Source organism: Kineosporia sp. R_H_3 (genome assembly GCF_002198675.1).
GTDB lineage: Bacteria > Actinomycetota > Actinomycetes > Actinomycetales > Kineosporiaceae > R-H-3.
In genome coordinates, this window is the sequence record NZ_MWLL01000152.1 from 57,327 (window position 1) to 78,972 (window position 21,646).

23 protein-coding genes are annotated in these 21,646 nt (G+C 74.6%); 12 read left to right on the plus strand and 11 right to left on the minus strand.

Annotation, left to right across the window (positions count from 1 at the left end; all coding sequences use genetic code 11):
- Window positions 1–6 precede the first annotated feature (6 nt).
- On the plus strand, window positions 7–678 hold the full coding sequence (locus ECOMGDLI_RS15590) for a TrkA family potassium uptake protein (protein ID WP_233153473.1): 672 nt from the start codon (window positions 7–9) through the stop codon (window positions 676–678).
- A 15-nt stretch (window positions 679–693) separates the two neighbouring features.
- On the opposite strand, the gene proC is transcribed toward ECOMGDLI_RS15590, so the two are convergent.
- Window positions 694–1,503 carry a pyrroline-5-carboxylate reductase gene (proC, locus tag ECOMGDLI_RS15595; RefSeq protein WP_088317730.1) on the minus strand — a complete coding sequence of 270 codons (810 nt, stop codon included), beginning with the start codon at window positions 1,501–1,503 and terminating at the stop codon, window positions 694–696.
- Window positions 1,504–2,069: 566 nt separating this feature from the next.
- Between proC and ECOMGDLI_RS15600 the strand changes: the two genes are divergently transcribed.
- Window positions 2,070–2,897 (plus strand): bifunctional 2-polyprenyl-6-hydroxyphenol methylase/3-demethylubiquinol 3-O-methyltransferase UbiG, encoded by an 828-nt coding sequence (locus tag ECOMGDLI_RS15600; RefSeq protein ID WP_143447732.1) that lies wholly within the window; start codon window positions 2,070–2,072, stop codon window positions 2,895–2,897.
- 22 nt (window positions 2,898–2,919) lie between these two features.
- Here ECOMGDLI_RS15600 and ECOMGDLI_RS36305 read toward each other — a convergent pair whose 3' ends face one another.
- From ECOMGDLI_RS36305 to ECOMGDLI_RS15630, 7 genes are all read right to left on the minus strand, one after another.
- Window positions 2,920–3,045: a hypothetical protein gene (locus ECOMGDLI_RS36305; protein WP_255395991.1), complete on the minus strand. Its 126-nt coding sequence runs from the start codon at window positions 3,043–3,045 to the stop codon at window positions 2,920–2,922.
- Between the two features lie 47 nt (window positions 3,046–3,092).
- Window positions 3,093–3,827, minus strand: a complete 735-nt coding sequence (locus ECOMGDLI_RS15605) for an ABC transporter permease (protein WP_233153474.1) — start codon at window positions 3,825–3,827, stop codon at window positions 3,093–3,095.
- Complete coding sequence (locus ECOMGDLI_RS15610) at window positions 3,824–4,612, minus strand: ABC transporter ATP-binding protein (RefSeq protein ID WP_088317732.1); 789 nt, start codon at window positions 4,610–4,612, stop codon at window positions 3,824–3,826. The genes ECOMGDLI_RS15605 and ECOMGDLI_RS15610 overlap by 4 nt, the downstream gene beginning before the upstream one ends.
- Window positions 4,613–4,678: 66 nt before the next feature.
- A complete protein-coding gene (locus ECOMGDLI_RS15615) occupies window positions 4,679–5,275 on the minus strand; it encodes a TetR/AcrR family transcriptional regulator (protein WP_088317733.1) in 597 nt (198 codons plus the stop codon).
- Between the two features lie 43 nt (window positions 5,276–5,318).
- On the minus strand, window positions 5,319–6,893 hold the full coding sequence (locus tag ECOMGDLI_RS15620; RefSeq protein ID WP_088317734.1) for an MFS transporter: 1,575 nt from the start codon (window positions 6,891–6,893) through the stop codon (window positions 5,319–5,321).
- Between the two features lie 191 nt (window positions 6,894–7,084).
- The gene (locus tag ECOMGDLI_RS15625; RefSeq protein WP_233153475.1) at window positions 7,085–8,083 is read right to left on the minus strand and encodes a sugar phosphate isomerase/epimerase; all 999 of its coding nucleotides are present in this window, start codon (window positions 8,081–8,083) and stop codon (window positions 7,085–7,087) included.
- A gap of 63 nt (window positions 8,084–8,146) precedes the next feature.
- Window positions 8,147–9,082 carry a Ppx/GppA phosphatase family protein gene (locus tag ECOMGDLI_RS15630; protein ID WP_088317735.1) on the minus strand — a complete coding sequence of 312 codons (936 nt, stop codon included), beginning with the start codon at window positions 9,080–9,082 and terminating at the stop codon, window positions 8,147–8,149.
- Between the two features lie 60 nt (window positions 9,083–9,142).
- On the opposite strand from ECOMGDLI_RS15630, the gene ECOMGDLI_RS15635 reads away from it, so the two are divergent.
- The 10 genes from ECOMGDLI_RS15635 to ECOMGDLI_RS15690 all read left to right on the plus strand — a co-directional run bounded on the left by ECOMGDLI_RS15635 (window position 9,143) and on the right by ECOMGDLI_RS15690 (window position 19,003).
- Window positions 9,143–10,012, plus strand: coding sequence for a GNAT family N-acetyltransferase (locus ECOMGDLI_RS15635; protein WP_233153476.1), 870 nt, complete (start codon window positions 9,143–9,145; stop codon window positions 10,010–10,012).
- A gap of 38 nt (window positions 10,013–10,050) precedes the next feature.
- Window positions 10,051–10,926 (plus strand): hypothetical protein, encoded by an 876-nt coding sequence (locus ECOMGDLI_RS15640; RefSeq protein ID WP_088317779.1) that lies wholly within the window; start codon window positions 10,051–10,053, stop codon window positions 10,924–10,926.
- A 22-nt stretch (window positions 10,927–10,948) separates the two neighbouring features.
- On the plus strand, window positions 10,949–11,635 hold the full coding sequence (locus tag ECOMGDLI_RS15645; protein ID WP_088317736.1) for a class I SAM-dependent methyltransferase: 687 nt from the start codon (window positions 10,949–10,951) through the stop codon (window positions 11,633–11,635).
- 81 nt (window positions 11,636–11,716) lie between these two features.
- Window positions 11,717–12,094 carry a hypothetical protein gene (locus ECOMGDLI_RS15650; RefSeq protein ID WP_143447733.1) on the plus strand — a complete coding sequence of 126 codons (378 nt, stop codon included), beginning with the start codon at window positions 11,717–11,719 and terminating at the stop codon, window positions 12,092–12,094.
- A 1,347-nt stretch (window positions 12,095–13,441) separates the two neighbouring features.
- On the plus strand, window positions 13,442–14,875 hold the full coding sequence (gene radA / locus ECOMGDLI_RS15665) for a DNA repair protein RadA (protein WP_088317739.1): 1,434 nt from the start codon (window positions 13,442–13,444) through the stop codon (window positions 14,873–14,875).
- A 224-nt stretch (window positions 14,876–15,099) separates the two neighbouring features.
- A complete protein-coding gene (gene disA, locus ECOMGDLI_RS15670) occupies window positions 15,100–16,182 on the plus strand; it encodes a DNA integrity scanning diadenylate cyclase DisA (RefSeq protein ID WP_088317740.1) in 1,083 nt (360 codons plus the stop codon).
- A 72-nt stretch (window positions 16,183–16,254) separates the two neighbouring features.
- Entirely contained in the window at window positions 16,255–16,536 is a 282-nt protein-coding gene (locus tag ECOMGDLI_RS15675) for a type II toxin-antitoxin system Phd/YefM family antitoxin (protein WP_088317741.1), read from the plus strand.
- 5 nt (window positions 16,537–16,541) lie between these two features.
- Window positions 16,542–16,952 (plus strand): type II toxin-antitoxin system VapC family toxin, encoded by a 411-nt coding sequence (locus tag ECOMGDLI_RS15680; protein WP_088317780.1) that lies wholly within the window; start codon window positions 16,542–16,544, stop codon window positions 16,950–16,952.
- A gap of 52 nt (window positions 16,953–17,004) precedes the next feature.
- On the plus strand, window positions 17,005–17,895 hold the full coding sequence (locus tag ECOMGDLI_RS15685; RefSeq protein ID WP_088317742.1) for an adenine glycosylase: 891 nt from the start codon (window positions 17,005–17,007) through the stop codon (window positions 17,893–17,895).
- Between the two features lie 151 nt (window positions 17,896–18,046).
- A complete protein-coding gene (locus ECOMGDLI_RS15690) occupies window positions 18,047–19,003 on the plus strand; it encodes an NAD-dependent epimerase/dehydratase family protein (protein ID WP_088317743.1) in 957 nt (318 codons plus the stop codon).
- A 74-nt stretch (window positions 19,004–19,077) separates the two neighbouring features.
- Here ECOMGDLI_RS15690 and argA read toward each other — a convergent pair whose 3' ends face one another.
- The 3 genes from argA to ECOMGDLI_RS15705 form a co-directional block, all read right to left on the minus strand.
- A complete protein-coding gene (gene argA / locus ECOMGDLI_RS15695) occupies window positions 19,078–20,409 on the minus strand; it encodes an amino-acid N-acetyltransferase (protein ID WP_088317744.1) in 1,332 nt (443 codons plus the stop codon).
- A gap of 75 nt (window positions 20,410–20,484) precedes the next feature.
- Window positions 20,485–20,916, minus strand: coding sequence for an alternative ribosome rescue aminoacyl-tRNA hydrolase ArfB (gene arfB, locus ECOMGDLI_RS15700; protein WP_088317745.1), 432 nt, complete (start codon window positions 20,914–20,916; stop codon window positions 20,485–20,487).
- Window positions 20,916–21,590 carry a TetR/AcrR family transcriptional regulator gene (locus tag ECOMGDLI_RS15705; protein WP_158221020.1) on the minus strand — a complete coding sequence of 225 codons (675 nt, stop codon included), beginning with the start codon at window positions 21,588–21,590 and terminating at the stop codon, window positions 20,916–20,918. The genes arfB and ECOMGDLI_RS15705 overlap by 1 nt, the downstream gene beginning before the upstream one ends.
- Between the last annotated feature and the right edge of the window lie 56 nt (window positions 21,591–21,646).

A 21,646-nucleotide genomic window follows, 5' to 3' on the forward strand; every position in this document is an offset into this window, starting at 1 on the left:
ACGACGGTGGGCGGCAGCAGGAACTCCCGGGAGGACGCGGTCCTCGTGTGCGGCCTCGGCCGGTTCGGCTCCGCGACGGCGAACGCGCTGGCCCGGCTCGGTCACGAGGTGCTCGCCGTCGACCGCGACCCGCAGCTCGTGCAGGAGTGGTCGGGGCGGCTCACGCACGTCGTCGAGGCGGACACGACGAGCACGGAGGCGCTCGAGCAGCTCGGCTGCAGCGAGTTCGGCATCGCCGTGGTCTCGATCGGGACGTCGGTGGAGTCCAGCGTGCTCACCGCGGTGAACCTCGTCGACCTCGGCGTCAAGCAGATCTGGGCCAAGGCGCTCACCCCGACCCACGGCAAGATCCTGTCCCGGATCGGCGTGCACCACGTCGTCTACCCGGAGAAGGACGCCGGCACCCGGGTCGCGCACCTCGTCACCGGCAAGCTGCTCGACTACATCGAGTTCGACGACGGCTTCGCGATCGTCAAGATGCGCGCCCCGCGCGAGACCGAGGGCTTCACCCTCGCCGAGTCGCAGATCCGCAAGAAGTACGGCGTCACCGTGGTCGGCGTGAAGTCACCGGGCGAGGACTTCACCTACGCGGTGGCCGACACCCGGGTCGGCAGCCACGACGTCCTCATCGTCAGCGGGCACAGCGAGCTGATCGAGAAGTTCGCCGCACGGCCCTGACGCTGCGACCCGGGGTCAGGCCTGGCCCGAGGAGAGCTCGCGGGACCGGTCGCGCGCGGCCTCCATCGCCGTGAGGAACGCCGCGCGGACCTTGTGGTCGTCGAGCTGGCGCAGCGCGGCCATCGTCGTCCCGGCCGGGCTGGAGACCTGCTCGCGGAGCACGGTCGGGTGCTCGCGGGTCTCCTTGAGCATCGTCGCGGCGCCGTACACGGTCTGGACGACGAGCTCGGTGGACGTCGCCCGCGGCAGCCCGAGGAGCACGCCGGCCTCGATCATCGCCTCGACGACGTAGAAGATGTAGGCCGGGCCCGAGCCGCTGATCGCGGTCACGGCATCCTGGTGGTACTCGGGCAGCTGGACGACCTTGCCGGTCGCCGACAGCAGCGCCGAGGCCCGGGCGAGGTGCTCGGCGTCGCAGTGCGACCCCGGCGAGACGGCGGCCATCCCCTCGTCGACGAGGGCGGGCGTGTTCGGCATGACCCGGACGACCGGGGTGCCCTCGCTGAGCCGCTCCTCGACGAACGCGGTCGTGATGCCCGCCGCGATGCAGACGACGAGTGCGCCGGGCCGCAGGCTCTCGCGGATCTCCGCGAGCAGGCCCGCGATGTCCTGCGGCTTGACGACGAGGACGACCGTGTCGCTCAGCGTCGTCGCCTCGGTGTTGTCGAGGACCTTGACCGAGTACTTGGCGGCGAGCTCGGCCGCCCGCTCGGGGCGCTTCTCGGTGATGACGACGTCCTGCGGGTCCCGCCCCGCCCGGAGCAGTCCCGCCAGCAACGTCTCACCCATGACCCCGGCACCGAGGATCGCGACCGTCTCCGCCATGGCCCCAGCGTAGGTGCTCCCCGAGCGCGCACCGCCATGCTTTGCTCTGCCCTCGCTTGTGAGGGTGTCGCTTGCTCTGCCCTCACTTGTGAGGGTGCGCCGCGCCTCGGCGACGGCGATGCGCGCCACGACGTCGATGTTGCTCCGCGACTCGCTCGGACCAGCACGGCGAGTCGTCGGGTGACGACGAAGCTGTGGCGCGGCACCCCGCCTGCTCTGCCATCACCAGCGAGCCGGACACCTGCTCTGCCATCATCAGCGAGCCGGCCACCTGCTCTGCCCTCACCAGCGAGGGCAGAGCAGACACCCGCGAGCGGCGTCCCGCCCCGGGGCACCCGTGGCGCACGATCAGCCGCTCACGCCGGCTCCGCCCGCTCGAGGCGTACCGCAGAACGCACCAACGCGCCGCGAACCCGGCGTGTCGGCGGTTGGAGCGCTCTTGTGACGACCTGGGGTACGGCCGTCTCAGTGGCTGGACGGCGGGGCGCGGGTCCTGGGCCGCGGGGCCGGGGTCCGTCTCCGGCGTCACTCGGGAGCACGCACGCTGCCCGGTAGGGTCGACACCCGTGACGGACGACGGAACCACCCCGGGCCGGGTGACGGCCGCGCCTCCGGGCGGGATCGCGCTCGCGGTCGCCAAGCGGGCCGCCGAGTACGCGCTGTGGGGGCGGGTCGCCGTCCAGCGGCGGGTCGAGGCGCGGCGGTTCCCGACGGGACGGCGCCGGCCCGCCCCGGTGCCGCCGACCGACGTCCTGCGCAGCAACGCCGAGTGGCAGGCGTCCGTCGCCGAGTGCAAGCGGCTGCGGCTGCCCCTGCACCACGACAAGCCGAAGAACTGGGACGCCCTCGGCGCCGTCGCCACCGTGCTCGACCGGGTCGGCACCGACGCCCGGGTGCTCGACGCCGGGAGCGCGCGCTACTCCTCGGTGCTGCCGTGGCTGCGGCTCTACGGCCTGACGGACCTCGTCGGCAACAACCTCGAGTTCGGGGACGACGTCCGCCGCGACGGGGTCGTCTTCCGGTACGGGGACATCACCGCCACCGACTTCCCCGATGGCCGGTTCGACGCCGTCACGTGCATGAGCGTCGTCGAGCACGGGGTGCCGCTCGAGCCGTTCCTCGCCGAGAGCGCCCGGATCCTGCGGCCCGGCGGCGTGCTCGTCGTGTCGACCGACTACGACCAGGACCCGCCGGACACCAGCGGCGTCGTCATGTACGGCCAGCCGGTGCACATCTTCTCGCCGGCCGACATCCGGGACTTCGTCGCCCTGGCCGACAAGCACGGCCTCGACCTGCTCGGGGACCTCGCGCTCGAGCACGCCGAGCGGCCCGTGCACTGGGCGCGCACGGGGCTCGACTACACGTTCGTCCGGCTGAGCTTCGTCCGGCGCTGACCGGCGCCCGGCGGCACCGGGGTCACACCGACCTCAGGACGACGTTGAGCACCACGGTGAGCAGCACCGAGGCGACGACGGAGACGAGCAGCATCGCGAGACAGCCGATGCCGCCGCCGAGGGGCCTGACCTGGAACCTGGGAGCCATGACCCTCCCGTTCCCGGTCCGCGCAGCGATATCCGCCCGGACCGGGGTCAGTCCGTCCGCCGCCGCAGCGTCGCCGCGCCGAGCCCGACGAGCACGAGCACGAACCCGAGGATGATCCCGACGTCCTTGGCCACGTCCGCCCCGGCCGACGCGTCGACCGTGATCGTCCGCATCGCGTCGACCGCGTAGGACAGCGGCAGGACGTCGGACGCCCAGTGCAGGACGTCGGGCAGCCGGTCCCGCGGCACGAGCAGGCCGCACAGCAGGAACTGCGGCAGCACGAACGCCGGGAGGAACTGCACGGCCTGGAACTCGGTCGCCGCGAACGCCGAGAGGAACAGCCCGAGCGCCGTCCCGAGCAACGCGTCGACGACCGCGACGACGATGAGCAGCCAGTCCTGGCCGGCGACGTCGAGCCCGAGCGCGTACACCGCGAAGGTCCCGGCCACGAGCGCCTGCACCGTCGCGAGCGCGCCGAACGCGATCGCGTAGCCGCCGACGAGGTCGGCCTTCGCCAGCGGCAGCGTGAGGAGCCGCTCGAGCGTGCCGGACTGCCGCTCGCGCAGGGTCGCGATGCTCGTCACGAGGAACATGACGAGGAACGGGAACATCCCGAGCAGCGGGGCGCCGATCGAGTCGAAGACCGGGGTGTCCGCGTAGATCCAGGCGAGCAGGCCCATGAGGACGCACGGCACGACGATGAGCAGCGCGAGCGTGCGGCGGTCGTGCCGCACCTGGCGCAGCACCCGGCCCGCCGTGACGAGCATCAGCCGCGGGCTCACGAGGACACCTCCGAGGTCGTGGTGCCGCCGGCCGCGGCCCGGTCCCGGGCCTGGTCGACGAGCGCGAGGAAGGCCTGCTCGGCGTCCGCCGCACCGGTCGAGGCGAGGACGCCGGACAGGGTGTCGTCGGCGAGGAACTCGCCCTCGCGCATGAGCAGGAGCCGGTCGCAGCGGACCGCCTCGTCCATGACGTGGCTCGACACGAGCAGCGTCGCGCCGTCGGCGGCGAGCCGGCGGAAGATGACCCAGAGGTCGCGGCGCAGCACCGGGTCCAGCCCGACGGTCGGCTCGTCGAGGACGAGCACGTCCGGGGCGCCGACGAGGGCCGCGGCGAGCGACACCCGCGAGAGCTGGCCGCCGGAGAGCGCCCCGACGCTCGCGTCGACGTGCGAGCCGAGGTCGACCATCTCGACGACCCGGGCGACCTCGTGGGCGATCCCGCTGCGCGGCGTCCCGACGACGGCCGCGAAGTACGCGAGGTTCTCCCGCACGGTGAGGTCGGTGTAGACGCTCGGCGCCTGCGTCAGGTAGCCGATCCGGTGCCGCAGCGGCTCGGTCCCGGCCGGCAGCCCGAGCACCTCGACGACGCCGCCGGCGACCTTCTGGACGCCGACGATGCTCCGCATGAGCGTCGACTTGCCGCAGCCGCTCGGGCCGAGCAGCCCCACGACCTGGCCGTGCGGGACCTCCAGGGACAGCCCCGGGATCACCGTGCGGCCGCCGCGGACGACGCGCAGCCCCTCGACGCGGATCGCCGGCTGACCCACCGGCGGGTTTTTCAGCATGCGATGAAAGTAGACCCGGCCCGGGACGGCGCACAAGGGACGGACGGCGCCCGCGCGGCGGGCGGCTCACTCCCCCGCGAGATAGCGCTGGACCGTCGGCGCGAGGAACGGGACGAGGTCCTCGAGGTCGGCCGACGCGAGCGGCTCGACCCGGATGACGTAGCGCAGAAAGGCGACGCCGAGCATCTGCGCGACGGCGAGCTCGACGCGCAGCTCGGCGTCGGCGCCCGGCAGCACGTCGGCGGCGCGGGACAGGATCGCCCGGGTGACGAACTGCCGGATCATCGCGGCCGCCTGCTCGCTCGTCGCCGCCGACCGGACGAGCCCGAGCATCATCTCGCGCCCCGCCGGGGTGTCCCACACGCCGAAGAAGAACCGGACGAGCCGCTCCCCGACGCCCTCGATCCCCGGACCGAAGACCACCGGGATGACGTCCGCGGGCCGGGCCGGGAACTGGAACGCCGCGATGAAGAGGTCTTCCTTGCCGTTCTCGAAGTAGTGGTGCACGAGCCGCGGGTCGACGCCGGCCGCACGGGCGATGCCGCGCAGCGTCGCGCCGTCGAAGCCGCGGGCAGCGAACTCCGCGCGGGCCGCGGCGACGATCTCGGCCCGGGCGTCCTCCCCCGCCGGGCGGCGCCCGCGCCGGCGGGTCGTGTCGGTCATGGCAGTCACCGTAACCGGACGACCCGCGGGCACGGCCGCGACGTCAGCCCTGCGGCACCCGCGGCGACCGCACGAGGACGACGACGGCGGCGACGACGAGGAAGACCGCCGCGGCGAGCATCGCGGTGCTCACGCCGTCGAGGAACGCGGCCCGGGCCGCGTCGACGACCGGGCGGGCGGCGTCCCCGAGCCGGGCGACCGCCGGGGACTGGGTGAACGCGACGGACGCCCGGACGTGCTCGGCGGCCTCGGCGGGCAGCCGGGATGCGACGTCCGCGACGCCGTCCCGGTAGGTCTGGTTGATGACGCTGCCGAGCACCGCGATGCCGAGCGCGCTGCCGAGCTCGCGCGCGGTGTCGTTGACCGCGGAGGCGACACCCTGCTTGGCCGGCGGCAGCGACTCGGTGATCGCCGTCGTCGCGGGCGTGCCGGCCAGCCCCATCCCGGCCCCGAAGAGCACCAGGCCGCCGAGGAGCACGGGGTAGGAGAGCTCGACGTCGAGCCGGCTGAGGACGACGAAGCCGGACGCCATGAGGAGCAGGCCGGCCGGCCCGAGGCGGCGGAACCCGACCCGGCGCGCGAGCAGCGGCGCGGTCCGGGCGAGCGGCACCATGACGAACGGCAGCGGGAGCAGCCGCAGCGCCGCCTGCAGCGGCGAGAGGCCCACGACGAACTGCAGGTACTGCAGGACCGCGAAGAAGAACCCGAACGCCGCGAAGAACTGTGCCGTGATCGAGAGCGTGCCGGAGCCGAAGCCGCGCAGCCGGAAGAGCCGCGGGTCGAGCATCGGCGCGGGCCGGCGTAGCTCCCAGCCGACGAAGGCCGCACCCGCGACGAGCCCGGCCGCGAGCGCCGCGACCGTGACGCCGTCCGACCAGCCCCGCCCCGGCCCCTCGATGACGCCGAAGACGACCCCGCCCACGGCGACGAGCGACAGCAGCGCGCCGACGACGTCGAGCGGCGGCGCGTGCGGGTCGCGGGAGGCGGGGACGACGGCGAGCGTGCCGACGAGCCCGAGCGTCGCGAGCACGACGTTGAGCGCGAAGAACGAGTTCCAGTCGAACCACTCCAGGAGCAGCCCGGCACCGAAGAGCCCGAGGACGGCGCCGCCACCGGCGATCCCGACCCAGACGCCGATGGCCCGCGGCCGCTCCGACTCCGGGAACGAGGTCGTGATGACCGACAGCGTCGTCGGCATGATGGCCGCCGCCCCGACGCCCATGAGGGCGCGCAGCGCGACGAGCACCTGCGGGTCGGACGTCACGGTCGCCCCGGCCGCCGCCGCGCCGAAGACGAGCAGCCCGACGACGAGGATCCCCTTGCGGCCGTAGCGGTCGCCGAGCGCACCGGCGAAGAGCAGCAGGCCCGCGAAGACGACGGTGTAGGCGTCGACGATCCAGGTCAGCTCGGTCTGGCTCGCGCCGGTGTCCCGGGCGAGGCTCGGCAGCGCGACGTTGAGGCCGCTGACGGCCGAGACGACGGTCATGAGCGAGACGCCCATGACGGCCAGGACGAGCCGCTGCCGGCGCGGCGCGAGCACGGCGGCCGCGGACGACGGCTCGGCCGCGGCGGTGGTCGTGGCGGTGGTCGGGGACGACGCCCCCGTGGACGGGACCATGTCAGCCTCCATGTTTTCACCAGGTGAGGAAATTAGAATTCATCACCTGGTGAAAAGTCAACACCGGCAGGTCTGAGGGACGGCGCAGCCGACGAAGGACGACGCCGACCTGCGGGCGCGCGGAGGCGGGACGGACGGGATGGACGGGATGGACTCGCCCGGGCACACGGACGGGCCGGGTCAGGGCCGCGTCAGGGCGAGGGCCACCCGGCCTCGGTGACCTGCACCTCGCCGTCCGCCCCGACGACGACCTCGCCGTCCGCGTCCAGGAGGATCTCCGGCCCGCCCTCCGGGGGCACGAGCCGCTCGGGCGGCAGCGGCGGTGCGCCCGGCACCCGGCCCTCGGCCGCGGCGGGGGCCGCGAGGTGCAGCCGGGCGAAGGCGAGGGACTCGGCGAGGTCGGACTCGCGCTCGGCCCGGGTCCGGCAGCGGCGCGTGTTCACCTCGACGACGACGCAGCCCTCCCAGCCGCGCTCGGCGAGCAGCCCGAGGACGGCGCCGCAGGGCTGCCCGCCGCGGCCGGGCACGAGGTGCTCGTCCTTGGCCGAGCCGAGGCCGTCCGCGAGGTGCACGTGCGCGAGCCGGCCGCCGAGGTCGCGGGCCATCCCGAGCCCGTCGGAGCCCGCGGTCGCGGTGTGCGAGAGGTCGAGGGTCACGTGCGAGTACGGCAGCGGCACCGGGTCCCAGCCGGGCAGGTAGGCGAGGACCTCCCGGCCACGGGCCCGCCACGGGTACATGTTCTCGACGGCGATCGTCACCCCGGTGCGCGCGGAGATCTCGACGACGCCCTCGACGAACCCGGTCGCGTACTCGCGCTGCCAGCGGAACGGCGGGTGGACGACGACCGTCGGTGCGCCGAGCCGCCGCGCGAGCTCGCACGACCGCTCGACCTTCGCCCACGGGTCGCGGCCCCAGACCCGCTGGGTGACGAGCAGGGTCGGTGCGTGGACGGCCAGGACGGGCATCGAGTAGTGGTCCGAGAGCCGCTGGAGGGCGGCGGCGTCCTGGGTGACCGGGTCGGGCCAGACCATGACCTCGACGCCGTCGTAGCCGAGGTCGGCGGCCATCGCGAAGGCGTCGACGCAGGTCTCCGGGTAGGCCGAGGCGGTCGACAGGGCGACGGTCGCCGCGGGTACGCGGACCGGGGCACCGGTCGTCGGGCCGGGGCGGTCCGAGGAGTCAGGGCTCACGCGGCGCCCCTCGCGGTGGGCGGGCACTGACCAGCGACCTGCATGACACCAGGTTACGGGCCGTCACTCTGCGGCCGTGATCGAGTCCAGCCGGCGCAGGATGACGCCCTCGCGCAGGGCCCATGGCGAGATGACGAGCTCGGGGACGCCGAGCAGGTCCATCGCGGCGTCCGCGACGAGCGCCCCCGCGAGCAGCTGCGCGGCGCGCCGGGCCGACACGCCGGGCAGGCCGGAGCGCTCCGCGGCCGACATCCGCGCCAGCTTCGGGAGCCGGTCGGCGAGGGCGGCGCGACCCAGGGTGCGCGGCACGTACGGCCCCTCGGCGCTCGGTGCGGCACCGCAGACCCGGGCCAGGCTGCGGAACGTCTTGCTCGACCCGACGACGACGTCGGGAGCGCCGGCCTTCGTCACGTCACGGACCACCTTGGCGACCTCGGCACGGACGTACTTGCGGGTCGCCTTGACGTCGTCTGCGGACGGCGGGTCGCCGGCCAGTCGCTCCCGGGTCAGCCGGCCGGCGCCCAGCGGCAGCGAGACCGCGACGTCGGGCAGCTCGTCGATGCCCGCGGCGACCTCGAGCGAGCCACCGCCGATGTCGAGCACGAGCAGCCGCCCGGCGGACCAGCCGTACCAGCGCCGCACCGCGAGGAACGTCAGCGCGGCCTCGTCGTCCCCGGTGAGCACCTGGAGGTCGACGCCGGTCGTGGCGCGCACGTTCGCGAGCACCTCGTCGCCGTTCGGCGCCTCGCGCAGGGCGGACGTCGCGAACGCGAGCATCTGCTCGACGCCCTGGTCGTCGGCGACCTCGAGGCACGAGCCGACGAACTCGACGAGGGCCTTCTCGCCGGCCCGGCCGATCCGGCCGTCGGCGAGCAGGTGCTGGGCGAGCTGCAGCTCGAGCTTGTGGGACGTCGCCGGCATCGGCCGGGCACCCGGGTGCGCGTCGACGACGAGCAGGTGGACGGTGTTCGATCCCACGTCGAGAACACCCAGTCGCATGCCGCCACGGTATCCGCCGCCGCGAAACCGGTTGACGGCCCTCCCGGGGAGGATGCTTCAGTGGCCGGCGTGCTGGAGCCCGTGCGCGGCCTGTCCCCCGACCACCTCGACGCCGTCGCCGCCCTCGAGCGGGAGGTGGTCGCCGCCGACGGCGGCCGGCTCAAGCTCGAGTGGGGCACGTTGCGCAGCCGCTCCGGGGAGGACGTCGAGGACCTGCTCTGGTGGGACGGCGACCGGCTCGTGGGCTTCCTCGGCGTCTACGCGTTCGGCGGGCCGTTCGGCGAGCTCGGCGGCATGGTCGCGCCGGCCGCGCGCCGGCGCGGGATCGGCACCGCCCTCGTCGACGCGGCGCTGCCGCTGTGCGCGGCGCGCGGGATCGACCGGGTCCTGCTCGTCACCCCGCGGACGACGCCCGCCGGCGCCGCGTTCGCGCGGGCGCGGGGCGCCGTCCTCGACCACAGCGAGCACGCCCTACAGCTCACCGGCCCGCCCGCCGACGGGCCGCAGGACCCGCGGATCTCGTTGCGCCCCATGCGCTCCGACGCCGCCGACGGCGCCGCGGTCGACGCGCTGCTGCGCGGCGCGTTCGGTGCGCACGGCCCGGACTTCAGCGTCGCCGACGACAGCGAGCGGGCCCGCCGGCTGCGCGCCGAGACCGTCGTCGCCGAGCGCGACGGCACCGTCGTCGGCTGCCTGCGGCTGACCCGCACGGACGACGTCGCGGGCGTCTACGGGTTCGCCGTCCGCCCCGACCTGCAAGGGCAGGGGATCGGCCGGGACGTCCTGCGCCGCACCTGCCGGCAGGCACTCGCCGACGGCGCCGCCCTGGTGCACCTCGAGGTCGAGGTCGCCAACGAGCGGGCGCTCGGGCTCTACACCTCGCTCGGTTTCGCGCCCGTCTCGACCGAGGACTACTTCCTCCTGCCCTGACGCCGCCGGGGCCGGGGGCCGTCCCCTACGCTGTGCGGATGCCGTTGACCCCGCACGAGATCCCGCTCGACAGCGCCCGTCAGTGGGTCGAGTTCCCGGACCCGGAGGGCCCGGCGGGGCAGTCCGAGGAGAAGCCCGCGAAGACGGTCTACCGGGCCGACCTGACCTGGCTCACCTCCTCGTGGACGTGCATCTTCGGCCAGGGCTGCCACGGCATCTACACCGAGCGGCCCGAGGACGGCTGCTGCACGCTCGGCGCGCACTTCGCCGACCGGGACGACGAGAAGCGGGTGGAGGAGCACGCGCGACGGCTCACCCCCGAGCAGTGGCAGCTCATGCCGAAGGGCTGGGACGCGTCGTCCCCCAAGCGCTCGCACTGGACCGAGAAGGACCCGGACGGCGCCCGCAAGACGAAGGTCGTCGACGGCGCCTGCGTCTTCCTCAACCGGCGCGGCTTCAACCCCGGCGGCTACGCGGACGGCGGCGGCTGCGCGCTGCACCTGCTCGCCCTCACCGAGGGCCGCGACCCGCTCGAGACCAAGCCCGACGTCTGCTGGCAGCTGCCGATCCGGCGCTCGTACCGCACCGTCGAGCGGCCGGACGGCTCGGAGTACAACGAGGTGAGCATCGCCGAGTACGACCGGCGCGGCTGGGGCCCCGGCGGCCACGACCTCGACTGGTACTGCACCGGCAACGCCGAGGCCCACGTCGGGCGCGAGCCGGTCTACAAGAGCCTGCGCAACGAGCTCGTCGAGCTCATCGGGCTGCCCGCGTACGAGGTGCTCGCCCGGCACTGCGAGCAGGTCCTCGGCTCCCGCCGGCTGCTCCCGCTCAGCGTCCACCCGGCGACCGAGGCGGCCCGCGCGTCGTCCGCGAAGCGGCGCGCCGGCTCCAAGGACGTCCGCACGGACTGACGGGGCGGACGAGCAGAACGCCATGACCGACGCCGTGAAGAGCCCGAACATCTGGGACCACCCCGAGGTCTACGAGATCGAGAACCGCGGAGTCGACCCGGACGGCGTCATCGAGGCCGCGATGCGCGAGGTGCACGACTGGGCCGGTGGTGCCGTGCTCGACCTCGGCTGCGGCAGCGGGTTCCACCTGCCCCGGTTCGCGGCGACCGCGCGGCAGGTCGTCGGCGTCGAGCCGCACCCGCCGCTCGTCGCGCTGGCCCGCCGGCGCACCCGGGCTCTGCCCCACGTGGAGGTCAGGGCCGGGTCGGCGCAGCGGGTGCCGCTGCCCGACCGCAGCGTGGACGTCGTCCACGCCCGCTGGGCGTACTTCTTCGGCCCCGGCTGCGAGCCGGGGCTGCGCGAGCTCGGGCGCGTCGTGCGCCGCGGCGGCACCGCGTTCGTCATCGACAACGATGCGACCCGCTCGACGTTCGGCGGCTGGTTCCGCCGGGCGCTGCCGACGTACGACCCCGGTGCGGTGGAACGGTTCTGGGCCTTCCAGGGCTGGACGCGCCGCAGCCTCGACATCCGCTGGGAGCACGCCACCCGGGCCGACTTCGAGGCCGTCGTCCGGATCGAGTTCGCCCCCGAGCACGCCGACCGGATCCTCGCCGAGCACCCCGGGACGGGCGTCGACTACGCGGTGAACCTGCTGCACCGGACGTACTGAGCCGCGGCCCGGGCGCAGGTCCGCCGGACCGACCGCGCGGCAGGGTCGCGCGCAGGGCCGACGTGGAGGATCGTGGAGGTCATGTCCACCACATCCACGTCCAAGGGCACCGGGCCCGCCACGCAGCGCGACCCGGGGAACCGGGCCCAGGCCCCCATCCGCTGGCCGAAGGCCGACGCGACGACGATCGGTGCCGTCACCGTCTGGGCCCTCGGCCTCGTCGTCGCCCTCGCCGTCCCGGCGCTCATCGTCCCCCCGGGCAGCCGGGGCGCCGACCCGAGCGACATCTGGACGGCGTTCGCGATCAGCGTCGTCGGCTCCGCGATCGTGCTGTTCTCGATGGCGTTCCTCTGGCGCCGCAAGGGCGAGGCGGGGCTGCTCATCCTCGGTCTCGTCCCGGCCTTCGCGACCGTCTCGGGCGGGATCATCTTCGCCACGACGATGCTCTCGCGGGGCTGAGCACCGGCTTCACGGCCGACCGGCCGGCTCGAAGGACCGGGCGGCGGGCTCACGCTCGGTGAGCCCGCCGCGGGGCCGGTACGCCCGGACCGCCCCTGGCCGGTCACCGGACGTCGGTGGCACAGTGACGCCCGTGACGCTCCCCCGGGCCGCCCGCGCCGCCGCCGGCGCCGTCGTGGCCACGGCCGCCTGCCTCGCGCTCGCGGCGTGCGGAACGACCGAGGCGTTCACCGCGCCCGCGCCGTCCGGGCCCGCGACNGGCACCTTCGCCTGCGTCCCGGCGACGACGACGTACGGGATGCCGAACGGCCCGCCGTCCCAGTCCGCGTCGTCGTCCGTGTCGTCGTCCGCCGGGACCGCCACCCCGCGGACCGGCACCGTGACCGTCGGCGCGGGCCGCGCGACCCGCGCCCCCGCCCGCGCCCTGGGCGGCCTCGGCCCCGGCGCGAGCCTGGCGGGCCTGCGCCTCTTCCCGGCGTCGAACGCCTGGAACACCCGGGTCGACCGTGCCCCCGTCGACCCGCGGTCCGCGACGCTCATCGCCTCGATCGGGACCGGCGACCGGCTGCACCCCGACTTCGGCGCGGACTGGGACGGCGGGCCGTTCGGCATCCCGTACGTCGTCGTCGCCGGGACGCAGGCGAAGGTGCCGGTGCGCTTCGAGTACGCCGACGAGAGCGACCGCGGCCCGTACCCGGTGCCGCGCAACGCCCCGGTCGAGGGCGGCGCCGGTGCGGACGGCGACCGGCACGTCATCGTCGTCGACCGCGACCGCCGGTTGCTCTACGAGCTGTACGCGGCCTACCCCGTCGACGGCGGGCGGTCCTGGCGGGCCGGCTCGGGCGCCGTCTTCGACCTGCGCACCGGTGCCTCCCGCCCCGCCGGCTGGACGAGCGCGGACGCCGCGGGGCTGCCGATCCTGCCCGGCCTGGTCCGCTACGACGAGGTCCGGGCCGGGCGCATCGACCACGCGCTGCGGTTCACCGTCAGCCGCACCCGCAAGGGCTACGTCGCCCCGGCCCGGCACTGGGCCAGCAGCGACCCGAGCACCGCGCTGCCGCCGATGGGGATGCGGGTGCGGCTCAAGGCCTCGTTCGACGTCTCGAAGTACCCGCCGCAGGCCCGCGTCGTCCTCGTGGCGCTGCAGCGCTACGGGATGATCGTCGCGGACAACGGCAGCGACTGGTACCTGTCCGGGGCGCCCGACCGGCGCTGGGACGACGAGCAGCTGGGTGCCCTGAAGAACGTGCCCGGCAGTGCGTTCGAGGTCGTCCGGATGGGCCCGGTCACGACCCGCTGAGGGGCACGGGCGGCCGGTTGTCGGCGCCCTGGTCTAGGTTCGCGGACGTGACGACAGCAGCGGGCCCGGGGCGCGGCGCGGCGGGGAGCAGGCAGGCGGGCAAGGCGGCGGCGAAGACCGCGCGGGACGCCCGGCCGACGTTCCGGTGCGCCGAGTGCGGCTGGACGTCGACCCGCTGGGTCGGGCGCTGCGGCGAGTGCCAGGCGTGGGGCACCCTCGAGGAGGCCGGTGGCGGCGGCACCGCCGGGGTCACCCAGGCGCGGAACGCGGCCGTCCCGGCCCAACCCATCGGCGAGGTCGAGGCGTCGCACGCGGCGACGTGGGCCAGCGGCGTCGACGAGCTCGACCGGGTGCTCGGCGGCGGCATCGTGAGCGGCGCCGTCGTCCTGCTCGCGGGCGAGCCCGGCACCGGCAAGTCGACGCTCCTGCTCGACGTCGCCTCACGGGCCGCCTCGCACGGGCGCACCGTCCTCTACATCACCGGCGAGGAGTCGGCCGCCCAGGTGCGACTGCGGGCCGAGCGGATCGGGGCGCTGCGCCCGCGGCTGCTGCTCGCCGCCGAGACCGACCTGTCGACCGTGCTCGGCCACGTCGAGCAGTGCTCGCCGGACCTGCTCGTCGTCGACTCGGTGCAGACCATCGCGAGCGACGCCGTCGACGGCACGCCGGGCAACGTCGGCCAGGTCCGCGAGGTCGCGGCCTCCCTGATCCGGGTCGCCAAGGCCCGCGGGATGGCCACCCTGCTCGTCGGCCACGTGACGAAGGACGGCTCGATCGCCGGCCCGCGCGTGCTCGAGCACCTCGTCGACGTGGTCTGCCAGTTCGAGGGCGACCGGCACTCCCGGCTGCGCCTGCTGCGCGCGGTGAAGAACCGCTACGGGCCGACCGACGAGGTCGGCTGCTTCGACCTGTCCGACACCGGCATCGTCGGGCTGCCCGACCCGAGCGGGCTGTTCATCTCCCGGCGCGGCACGGCGGTCGCGGGGACGGCGGTCACCGTCGCGCTCGAGGGGCGCCGTCCGCTCGTCGCCGAGGTGCAGGCCCTCGTCGCGGCGTCGACGACGCCGAACCCGCGGCGCGCGACGTCCGGGCTGGACTCCTCCCGCGTCGCGATGGCGCTCGCCGTCCTCGACAAGCGGGCGGGGCTCGGGGTCTCCGGCAAGGACGTCTACGTCGCGACCGTCGGCGGCGTGCGGCTCACCGAACCGTCGGCCGACCTCGCCGTCTGCCTGGCCGTGGCGAGCAGCAGCTACGACGCGCCGCTCGTCCCGGGGCTCGTCGCGATCGGCGAGGTGGGCCTCGCGGGCGAGGTGCGCCGGGTGGCCGGGGTCGGCCGGCGGCTCGCGGAGGCGGCCCGGCTCGGCTTCGACAAGGCGATCGTGCCGGCCGGCACCGACGACGCCGCGCCCGACGGGATGGTCGTCCTCGAGGTCGAGGACGTCGGTTCGGCCTACCTCAAGGCGACGGCGGGGCGGGGCTGACCGGCCCCGGGAGCCGGTTCCCGTGCAGGTGCACATGCAGGCTGGCGAGACACCTCGCGGAGCGGCCCCGGAGGGCGTCGTCGCAGGTCGGACGGGGTGAGGGTCTCGTCACGGCACGCCCGCCTATGACCGCATCGGGGCCTTCGCGCCGATACACTTCCCCCTGACCGGAGGTCGCGGCACCGTCGCGCGCCTGACGCCGATCGCCGTGGGGGTACCTCGTCGTGGCACCAGATCGCTCCCCCGAGGAGCTGCTGCGCGCCACCCTGGCCGCCGTGGCCCCGGGTACCGAGCTGCGGGACGGGCTCGAGCGCATCCTGCGCGGCCGTACCGGCGCGCTCATCGTCCTCGGGCACGACCGCACGGTGGAGGACGTCTGCACGGGCGGCTTCGTCCTGGACGTCGAGTTCTCCGCGACGCGCCTGCGCGAGCTCGCGAAGATGGACGGCGCGATCGTCACCGACACCGCGCTGACCCGGCTGCTGCGGGCCGCCGTCCAGCTCGTCCCCGACTCGTCCATCGAGACGAGCGAGTCCGGCACCCGGCACCGCACCGCGGAGCGGGTCGCCAAGCAGACCGGCTTCCCGGTGATCTCCGTCAGCCAGTCGATGCGGATCGTCGCGCTCTACGTCGGCGGGCTGCGGTACGTGCTCGAGGGCTCCGACGCGATCCTCGCCAAGGCGAACCAGGCCCTCGCGACGCTCGAGCGCTACAAGGCGCGCCTCGACGAGGTGACCGGCACGCTCTCGGCGCTCGAGATCGAGGACCTCGTGACGGTCCGCGACGTCTCGATCGTCGTCCAGCGGCTCGAGATGGTCCGCCGGATCTCCACCGAGATCGCGCACTACGTCGTCGAGCTCGGCACCGACGGCCGGCTGCTCTCCCTCCAGCTCGACGAGCTCATCGGCGGCGTGAGCCCCGACCGCGAGCTCGTCATCCGGGACTACATCGACGCCGCCCGCAGCGAGCGCACCGTCTGGGAGCTCCTCGACGACGTCGCGCAGATCCCGTCGACCGAGCTCGTGGACCTCGCGCTCGTCGCGCGGGTCCTCGGCTTCTCGACCGGCGGCGAGGCGCTCGACGCCGCCGTGAGCCCCAAGGGCTACCGGCTGCTCAACAAGGTCCCGCGACTGCCCCCGACGATCATGGAGCGGCTCGTCGACCACTTCGGCGACCTGCAGAAGCTCCTCGCGGCGAACCTCGACGACCTCATGACCGTCGAGGGCGTCGGCGAGCAGCGTGCCCGCGCCGTCCGCGAGGGCCTGTCCCGACTCGCCGAGTCGAGCATCCTCGAACGCTACGTCTGACCCTGCCCGCACCATCTGCGATCTTGTCGTCCCACCCCGCTCTGTCTAGACTGTCCAGACGGAGGTGACGCCATGACGTGGCAGGTCCAGGAGGCCAAGCAGCGGTTCAGCGAGCTGCTCCGGAAGGCGCACGAGGAGGGCCCGCAGGCCGTCACTCGGCACGGCGAAGAGGTCGCGTTCGTCATCGACGCCGCGTACTACCACCGGCTCACCGGGGTGACCGTCGACTTCAAGGACTGGTTGCTCCACGGCCCGAAGAGCGACGACCTCGCCGACATCCTCGACGAGATCGTCGAGGAGCGCCGCGTGGGCGTCCTGCCCGACGACGGGTCGAGCATCTTCGACGAGGAGTGAACGCGGTGAGCGGCTTCCTGCTCGACACGAACGTCGTGTCCGAGCTCTTCCGGCGGGAGCCGGACCCCCGGGTCGTCGAGTGGTGGCGACGGACGCGGACCCCGTCGTTCCTCAGCGTCCTCGTGCTCGGCGAGCTACGAAGGGGAGTCGAACGTCTCGCTCCTCGCGACCCCGCCAGGGCCCAGCTGCTCGACGCACGGATCGACGGCATCCTCGTCGACTACGCCGACCGGACCCTGCCCGTGACCGCGGCCGTCGCGGACGAGTGGGGCAGGCTGGGTGCACGGCGGCCGGTCCCGGTCATCGACGGCCTGCTCGCCGCCACCGCGCTGGTGCACGGGCTGACGCTGGCGACCCGCAACGTGAAGGACGTGGCCGACCTCGGCGTCCCGTACGTCGACCCGTTCTCCGGCTGACGCGTCAGGCCCGGCACGCGGCGTCGCGGGGCACCGTGCGACGATGCCGCCGATGCCCGCGCACCCCCTCCACGCACCGGTCCTGGCCTGGTACGCCGTCCACCAGCGCGACCTGCCCTGGCGTCGCGACGACCGGACGCCGTGGGGCGTCCTCGTGAGCGAGGTGATGGCCCAGCAGACCCCGATCGCCCGCGTCCTGCCCGCCTGGGAGGCGTGGATGAAGCGCTGGCCGACCCCGGCGGCGCTGGCCGCGGACGCCCCCGGCGAGGCGATCCGGATGTGGGACCGGCTCGGCTACCCGCGCCGCGCGCTGCGGCTGCACGAGGCGGCCGCCGCGCTCGTGGAACGGCACGGCGGGCAGGTGCCGGCCGACGAGGCCGACCTGCGGGCGCTGCCCGGCGTCGGCAGCTACACCGCCGCAGCGGTCGCGGCGTTCGCGTTCGGCCGGCGCACGTGCGTCGTCGACACGAACGTCCGCCGCGTGCTCGCGCGCACCGTGACGGGCACCGAGTACCCGGCCCCGGCGCTCACCGCCGCCGAGAGCACGCTCGCCGCGGCCCTCGTGCCGGACGACGCCGCGACCGCCGCGACGTGGGCCGTCGCGAGCATGGAGCTCGGCGCGCTCGTCTGCACCGCCCGGTCCCCGCGCTGCGGCGAGTGCCCGGTGCTCGACCTCTGCGCCTGGCAGGCGGCCGGGGCGCCGGCCCACGACGGGCCGCCGCGGCGCGGCCAGTCCTACGCCGGGACCGACCGGTTCGTCCGCGGCCTCGTCCTCGCGGTGCTGCGCGCGGCGTCCGGCCCGGTGCCGCTCGACGACCTCGTGGCGCAGGTGCCGGACGACGTCCTGCGCGACCCGCTGCAGCGCGACCGGTGCCTCGGCAGCCTCGTCGCGGACGGTCTCGTCGACGTCCTCGACGACGGCAGCCTCACGCTCCCGGGGTAACCGATCACTCTACGCACGCAAGCGATTTCACGTGGCCTCCATCACGTTCGCGGGCACGAACACCTGATTTTCACCTGTTCCGGCGATCCCTCGTTCATCGTCCGTCTACCTTTCTGAGCATCGGGGGCGTTCGACAGGGAGAGGCAGTTCATTGAAGGTCTGTGTCACCGGGGCCGCCGGGTTCGTCGGCTCCCACCTCAGTGAGTCGCTCGTCCGCGACGGGCACGAGGTCGTGGGGCTGGACTCCTTCGTCCCCTACTACGACCGTTCGCTCAAGGAGCGCAACCTCTCGCACTGGCTCGAGGCGGCGCCCCGGTTCACGCTCGCCGAGGTCGACCTGCGCGACGGCGACCTGGACGCCGTCCTCGACGGGGTCGAGGGCATCGTCCACGCGGCCGCCATGCCGGGCCTGGCCAAGAGCTGGAGCCAGTTCCAGCTGTACCAGGACTGCAACCTCCTGGGCACCCAGCGTCTGCTCGACGCCGCGCACCGCGCGGGCGTCGGCCGCTTCGTGCAGATCTCGACCTCCTCGGTCTACGGCCTCGACGCGACGGGCGACGAGTCGGTGCCGGTGCTGCCGGTCTCGCCCTACGGCGTCACCAAGCTCGCCGCCGAGCAGCTCGCGCTGGCCTTCCACCGCACCCACGACCTGCCGGTCACGGTGCTGCGGCTGTTCTCCGTCTACGGCCCGCGGCAGCGGCCGGACATGGCCTACAACATCTTCACGGACGCCGTGACGAGCGGCCGGCCGGTCGTCGTCCACGGCGACGGGCTGCAGAGCCGGTCGAACACGTACATCGACGACGCCGTGTCGGCGATCAGCGCGGCGCTCGCACTGGGCCCGGCCGGCGAGATCTTCAACATCGGCGGCGGCAAGCTCATCACGCTGCTCGAGGCGCTCTCGATCATCGGCGAGCACGCGGGCGTGACGCCCGAGATCACCTGGGCCCCCAAGCGCCCGGGCGACCAGCGCTCCACGAGCGCCGTCGTCGACAAGGCGCGCGAGCTCCTCGGCTACAACCCCTCGGTCGAGCCGTTCGACGGCCTCAAGCGCCAGGTCGAGTGGCAGCTCGAGGAGCGCTACGCGATGTCGTCCGCAGGCGTCTGACCGCACCACCCGCACCACCCCACGTCTCGGGCCCCGGCAGCCATCGGCTGCCGGGGCTCCGGCGTTCCCGGCCGTCAGAGCGACTTGACGAGCACGAGCGAGTTGCGGCGCTCGTTGTAGCCGGCCCGCTTGGCGGCCGGCAGGTCCTGCGGGCCGCCCCGGACGAACCCGTGCTCGACGAACCAGTGCGGTGTGTGCGTCGTCAGCGCGAACAGCCGGGTCAGGCCGCGCTGCCGCGCCGTCACCTCGGCGCGCTTGAGCAGCGCCTCGGCCCGGTCCCGGCCGCGGTAGCTCGGGTGGACGGCGACCGCCGCGAACTCGGCGGCGCCGTCCTCGTCGTAGGGCACGAGCGCGCTGCAGGCGATGACCATGCCGTCCCGCACCATGACCGAGAACCCGTCGACGTCGAGCTCGAGCTGCTCGCGCGAGCGCGGGACGACGATCCCGGCCTGCTCGAGCGGCCGCAGCAGGGCGAGGATGCCCGCGACGTCGGCGATCGTCGCGTCCCGGGTCGACTCGTAGTCCTCGTCGGCGTAGAACATCAGCCCGGCGCCGTCCCGGGTGTAGAGCTCGCGCAGCAGCGACCCGTCGGAGCCCGCCCCGACGAGGTGCACCCGGCGCACCCCGGACCGGCAGGCCGCGAGCGCCGCGCGGACGCAGTTGCGGTCCTCGGCGGAGAGCTGCCCGAGCACCTCGTCGCTCGCGAGGAAGCGCTCGGCGTCGGACAGGAGCAGGTGCCCGGCGTCACCGGCGGACCGCGCGAGGTCCCACGTCGCGGGGTCGGACTCCAGGACGAACACGAGCTTGTCGGCGTGCAGCCCGCCGGCGAGCGCCTCGGCGACGTCGGCGTTGCGCAGGTTGAAGGCCTCGCCCGTCGGGGAGTAGCCGACCGGCGACAGCAGGGCGATCCGCTCCGCGGACAGGGCCTCCTGGACGGCGTCCAGGTCGATCCGCCGGACGGCGCCGGTCAGCAGGTGGTCGACGCCGTCCCGGACGCCCACCGGCCGCGCGGTGACCCAGGTGCCGCCGACGACCTTGACCTGCGCACCCCCCATGGGGGTGCCGGCGAGGTTCGACGAGAGCTTCGCCTCGATGTCCATCCGCAGCGCGCCGACCGCGGCCTTGACGGCCACCATCGCGGCCTCGTCGGTGACCCGCAGGTCGCCGACGTACTGCGGCTCGAGGCCGCGCAGCGCGAGCTCGGCGTCGATCTGCGGCCGGGCCCCGTGGACGATCGCCACCTTGAGCCCGAGGCTCGACAGCAGGGCGATGTCGGAGAGCAGCCGCTCGAAGTCCGGCCGGGCGCAGGTCTCGCCGGGGAACGCGACGACGACGGTGCGGCCGTGGTGGGAGTGCACGTAGGGAGCGGCGCCACGCAGTGCTGCCACGAAGTCGCCGGGTTCCACGGCGCAAGGCTAGCCAGCGCGGGCCCGCATCCGCGGGAGCGGGGTCGGCCAGCCGCGGTACGTCCGCCGTCCGGCCTACTCCTCGCCCCGGCGCAGGCGTTTGACCTGGGAGCGGCGCTTCTTGCCCTCGAGCCGGCGCAGCTGGGAGCCGCGGGTCGGTCGGGTCCTGCGGCGGGCCGCGGGCGGCGGCGCGACCGCCTCCCGCACGAGCGCGGCGAGCCGGGCGCGGGCCGCCTCCCGGTTGCGCAGCTGCGAGCGGAACTGGGACGCCGCGATCGTCACGACGCCGTCCACGGACCGTGCGGCGAGCCGCTCGAGCGCCCGCTCCCGGACCCCCTCACCGAGCCCGTGGAGCGCGACGGACGCCGGGGCGTCCCAGCCGAGCTCGACGCGTGAGTCGGTCGTGTTCACGCCCTGCCCGCCCGGGCCGGACGAGCGGGAGAACCGCCAGCGCAGCTCGTCGGCGGGGATCCGGACGGCGGGGGTGACGACGAGGTCGGCGTCCATCACGACTCCGGCGGGACGGCCGGCTTGGGGACACGGCGACGGGCCGGACGGGCCGCGGGCGCCGCGGTGGCTCCGGCGCTCTCCCGGATCCGGGTCGCGACCGCGACGACGAGGCCGTCGAGCACCTCGTACGCGGCCGCCTCGTCCCCGGTGACGACGAGCTGGAGCACGGCGCCGTCGACGGTCGCGACGACCCAGCGGGCCAGCCGGGCCGGCTCGCCGTCCGGCAGGGGCAGCCCGGCACCGGCCGCGACCCGGCGCAGGAAGCTCTCGACGGCCGCCAGGCAGGCGGCGTACTGCTGCCTGGCGCGGCCCTCGAGGCGCGGCGTGCGCATCGCCGTGAGAGTGAGCTCGTAGCCGACGGCCTGCTTGCCGCGGTCGGCGCCGACGACCGGCCAGAGCACGTCGAGGCCGCCGCGGAGCATCGCCACGAGGTCGCCGTCCGGCAGGGGCGCCCCGCCGCCGGCGCCGAGGAGCTCGTCGGTGAGGTGGTCCATGACGGCCGCGAAGAGCTCCTCCTTGTCGGTGAAGCAGTAGTGCACGGTGCCGACCTGCACCCCGGCCTCGTCGGCGATCCGGCGGGTCGTCGCACCGACCACGCCCTCGCGCGAGAGCACGCGCAGGGCGGCCGCGACGAGCTGCGCCCGGCGCTGCTCCACGGGCACGTAGGCCATCGACCCTCCCTGCATGGCAACGTTGTCTGCGGACCAAGTGGACCACATCCGGCGCC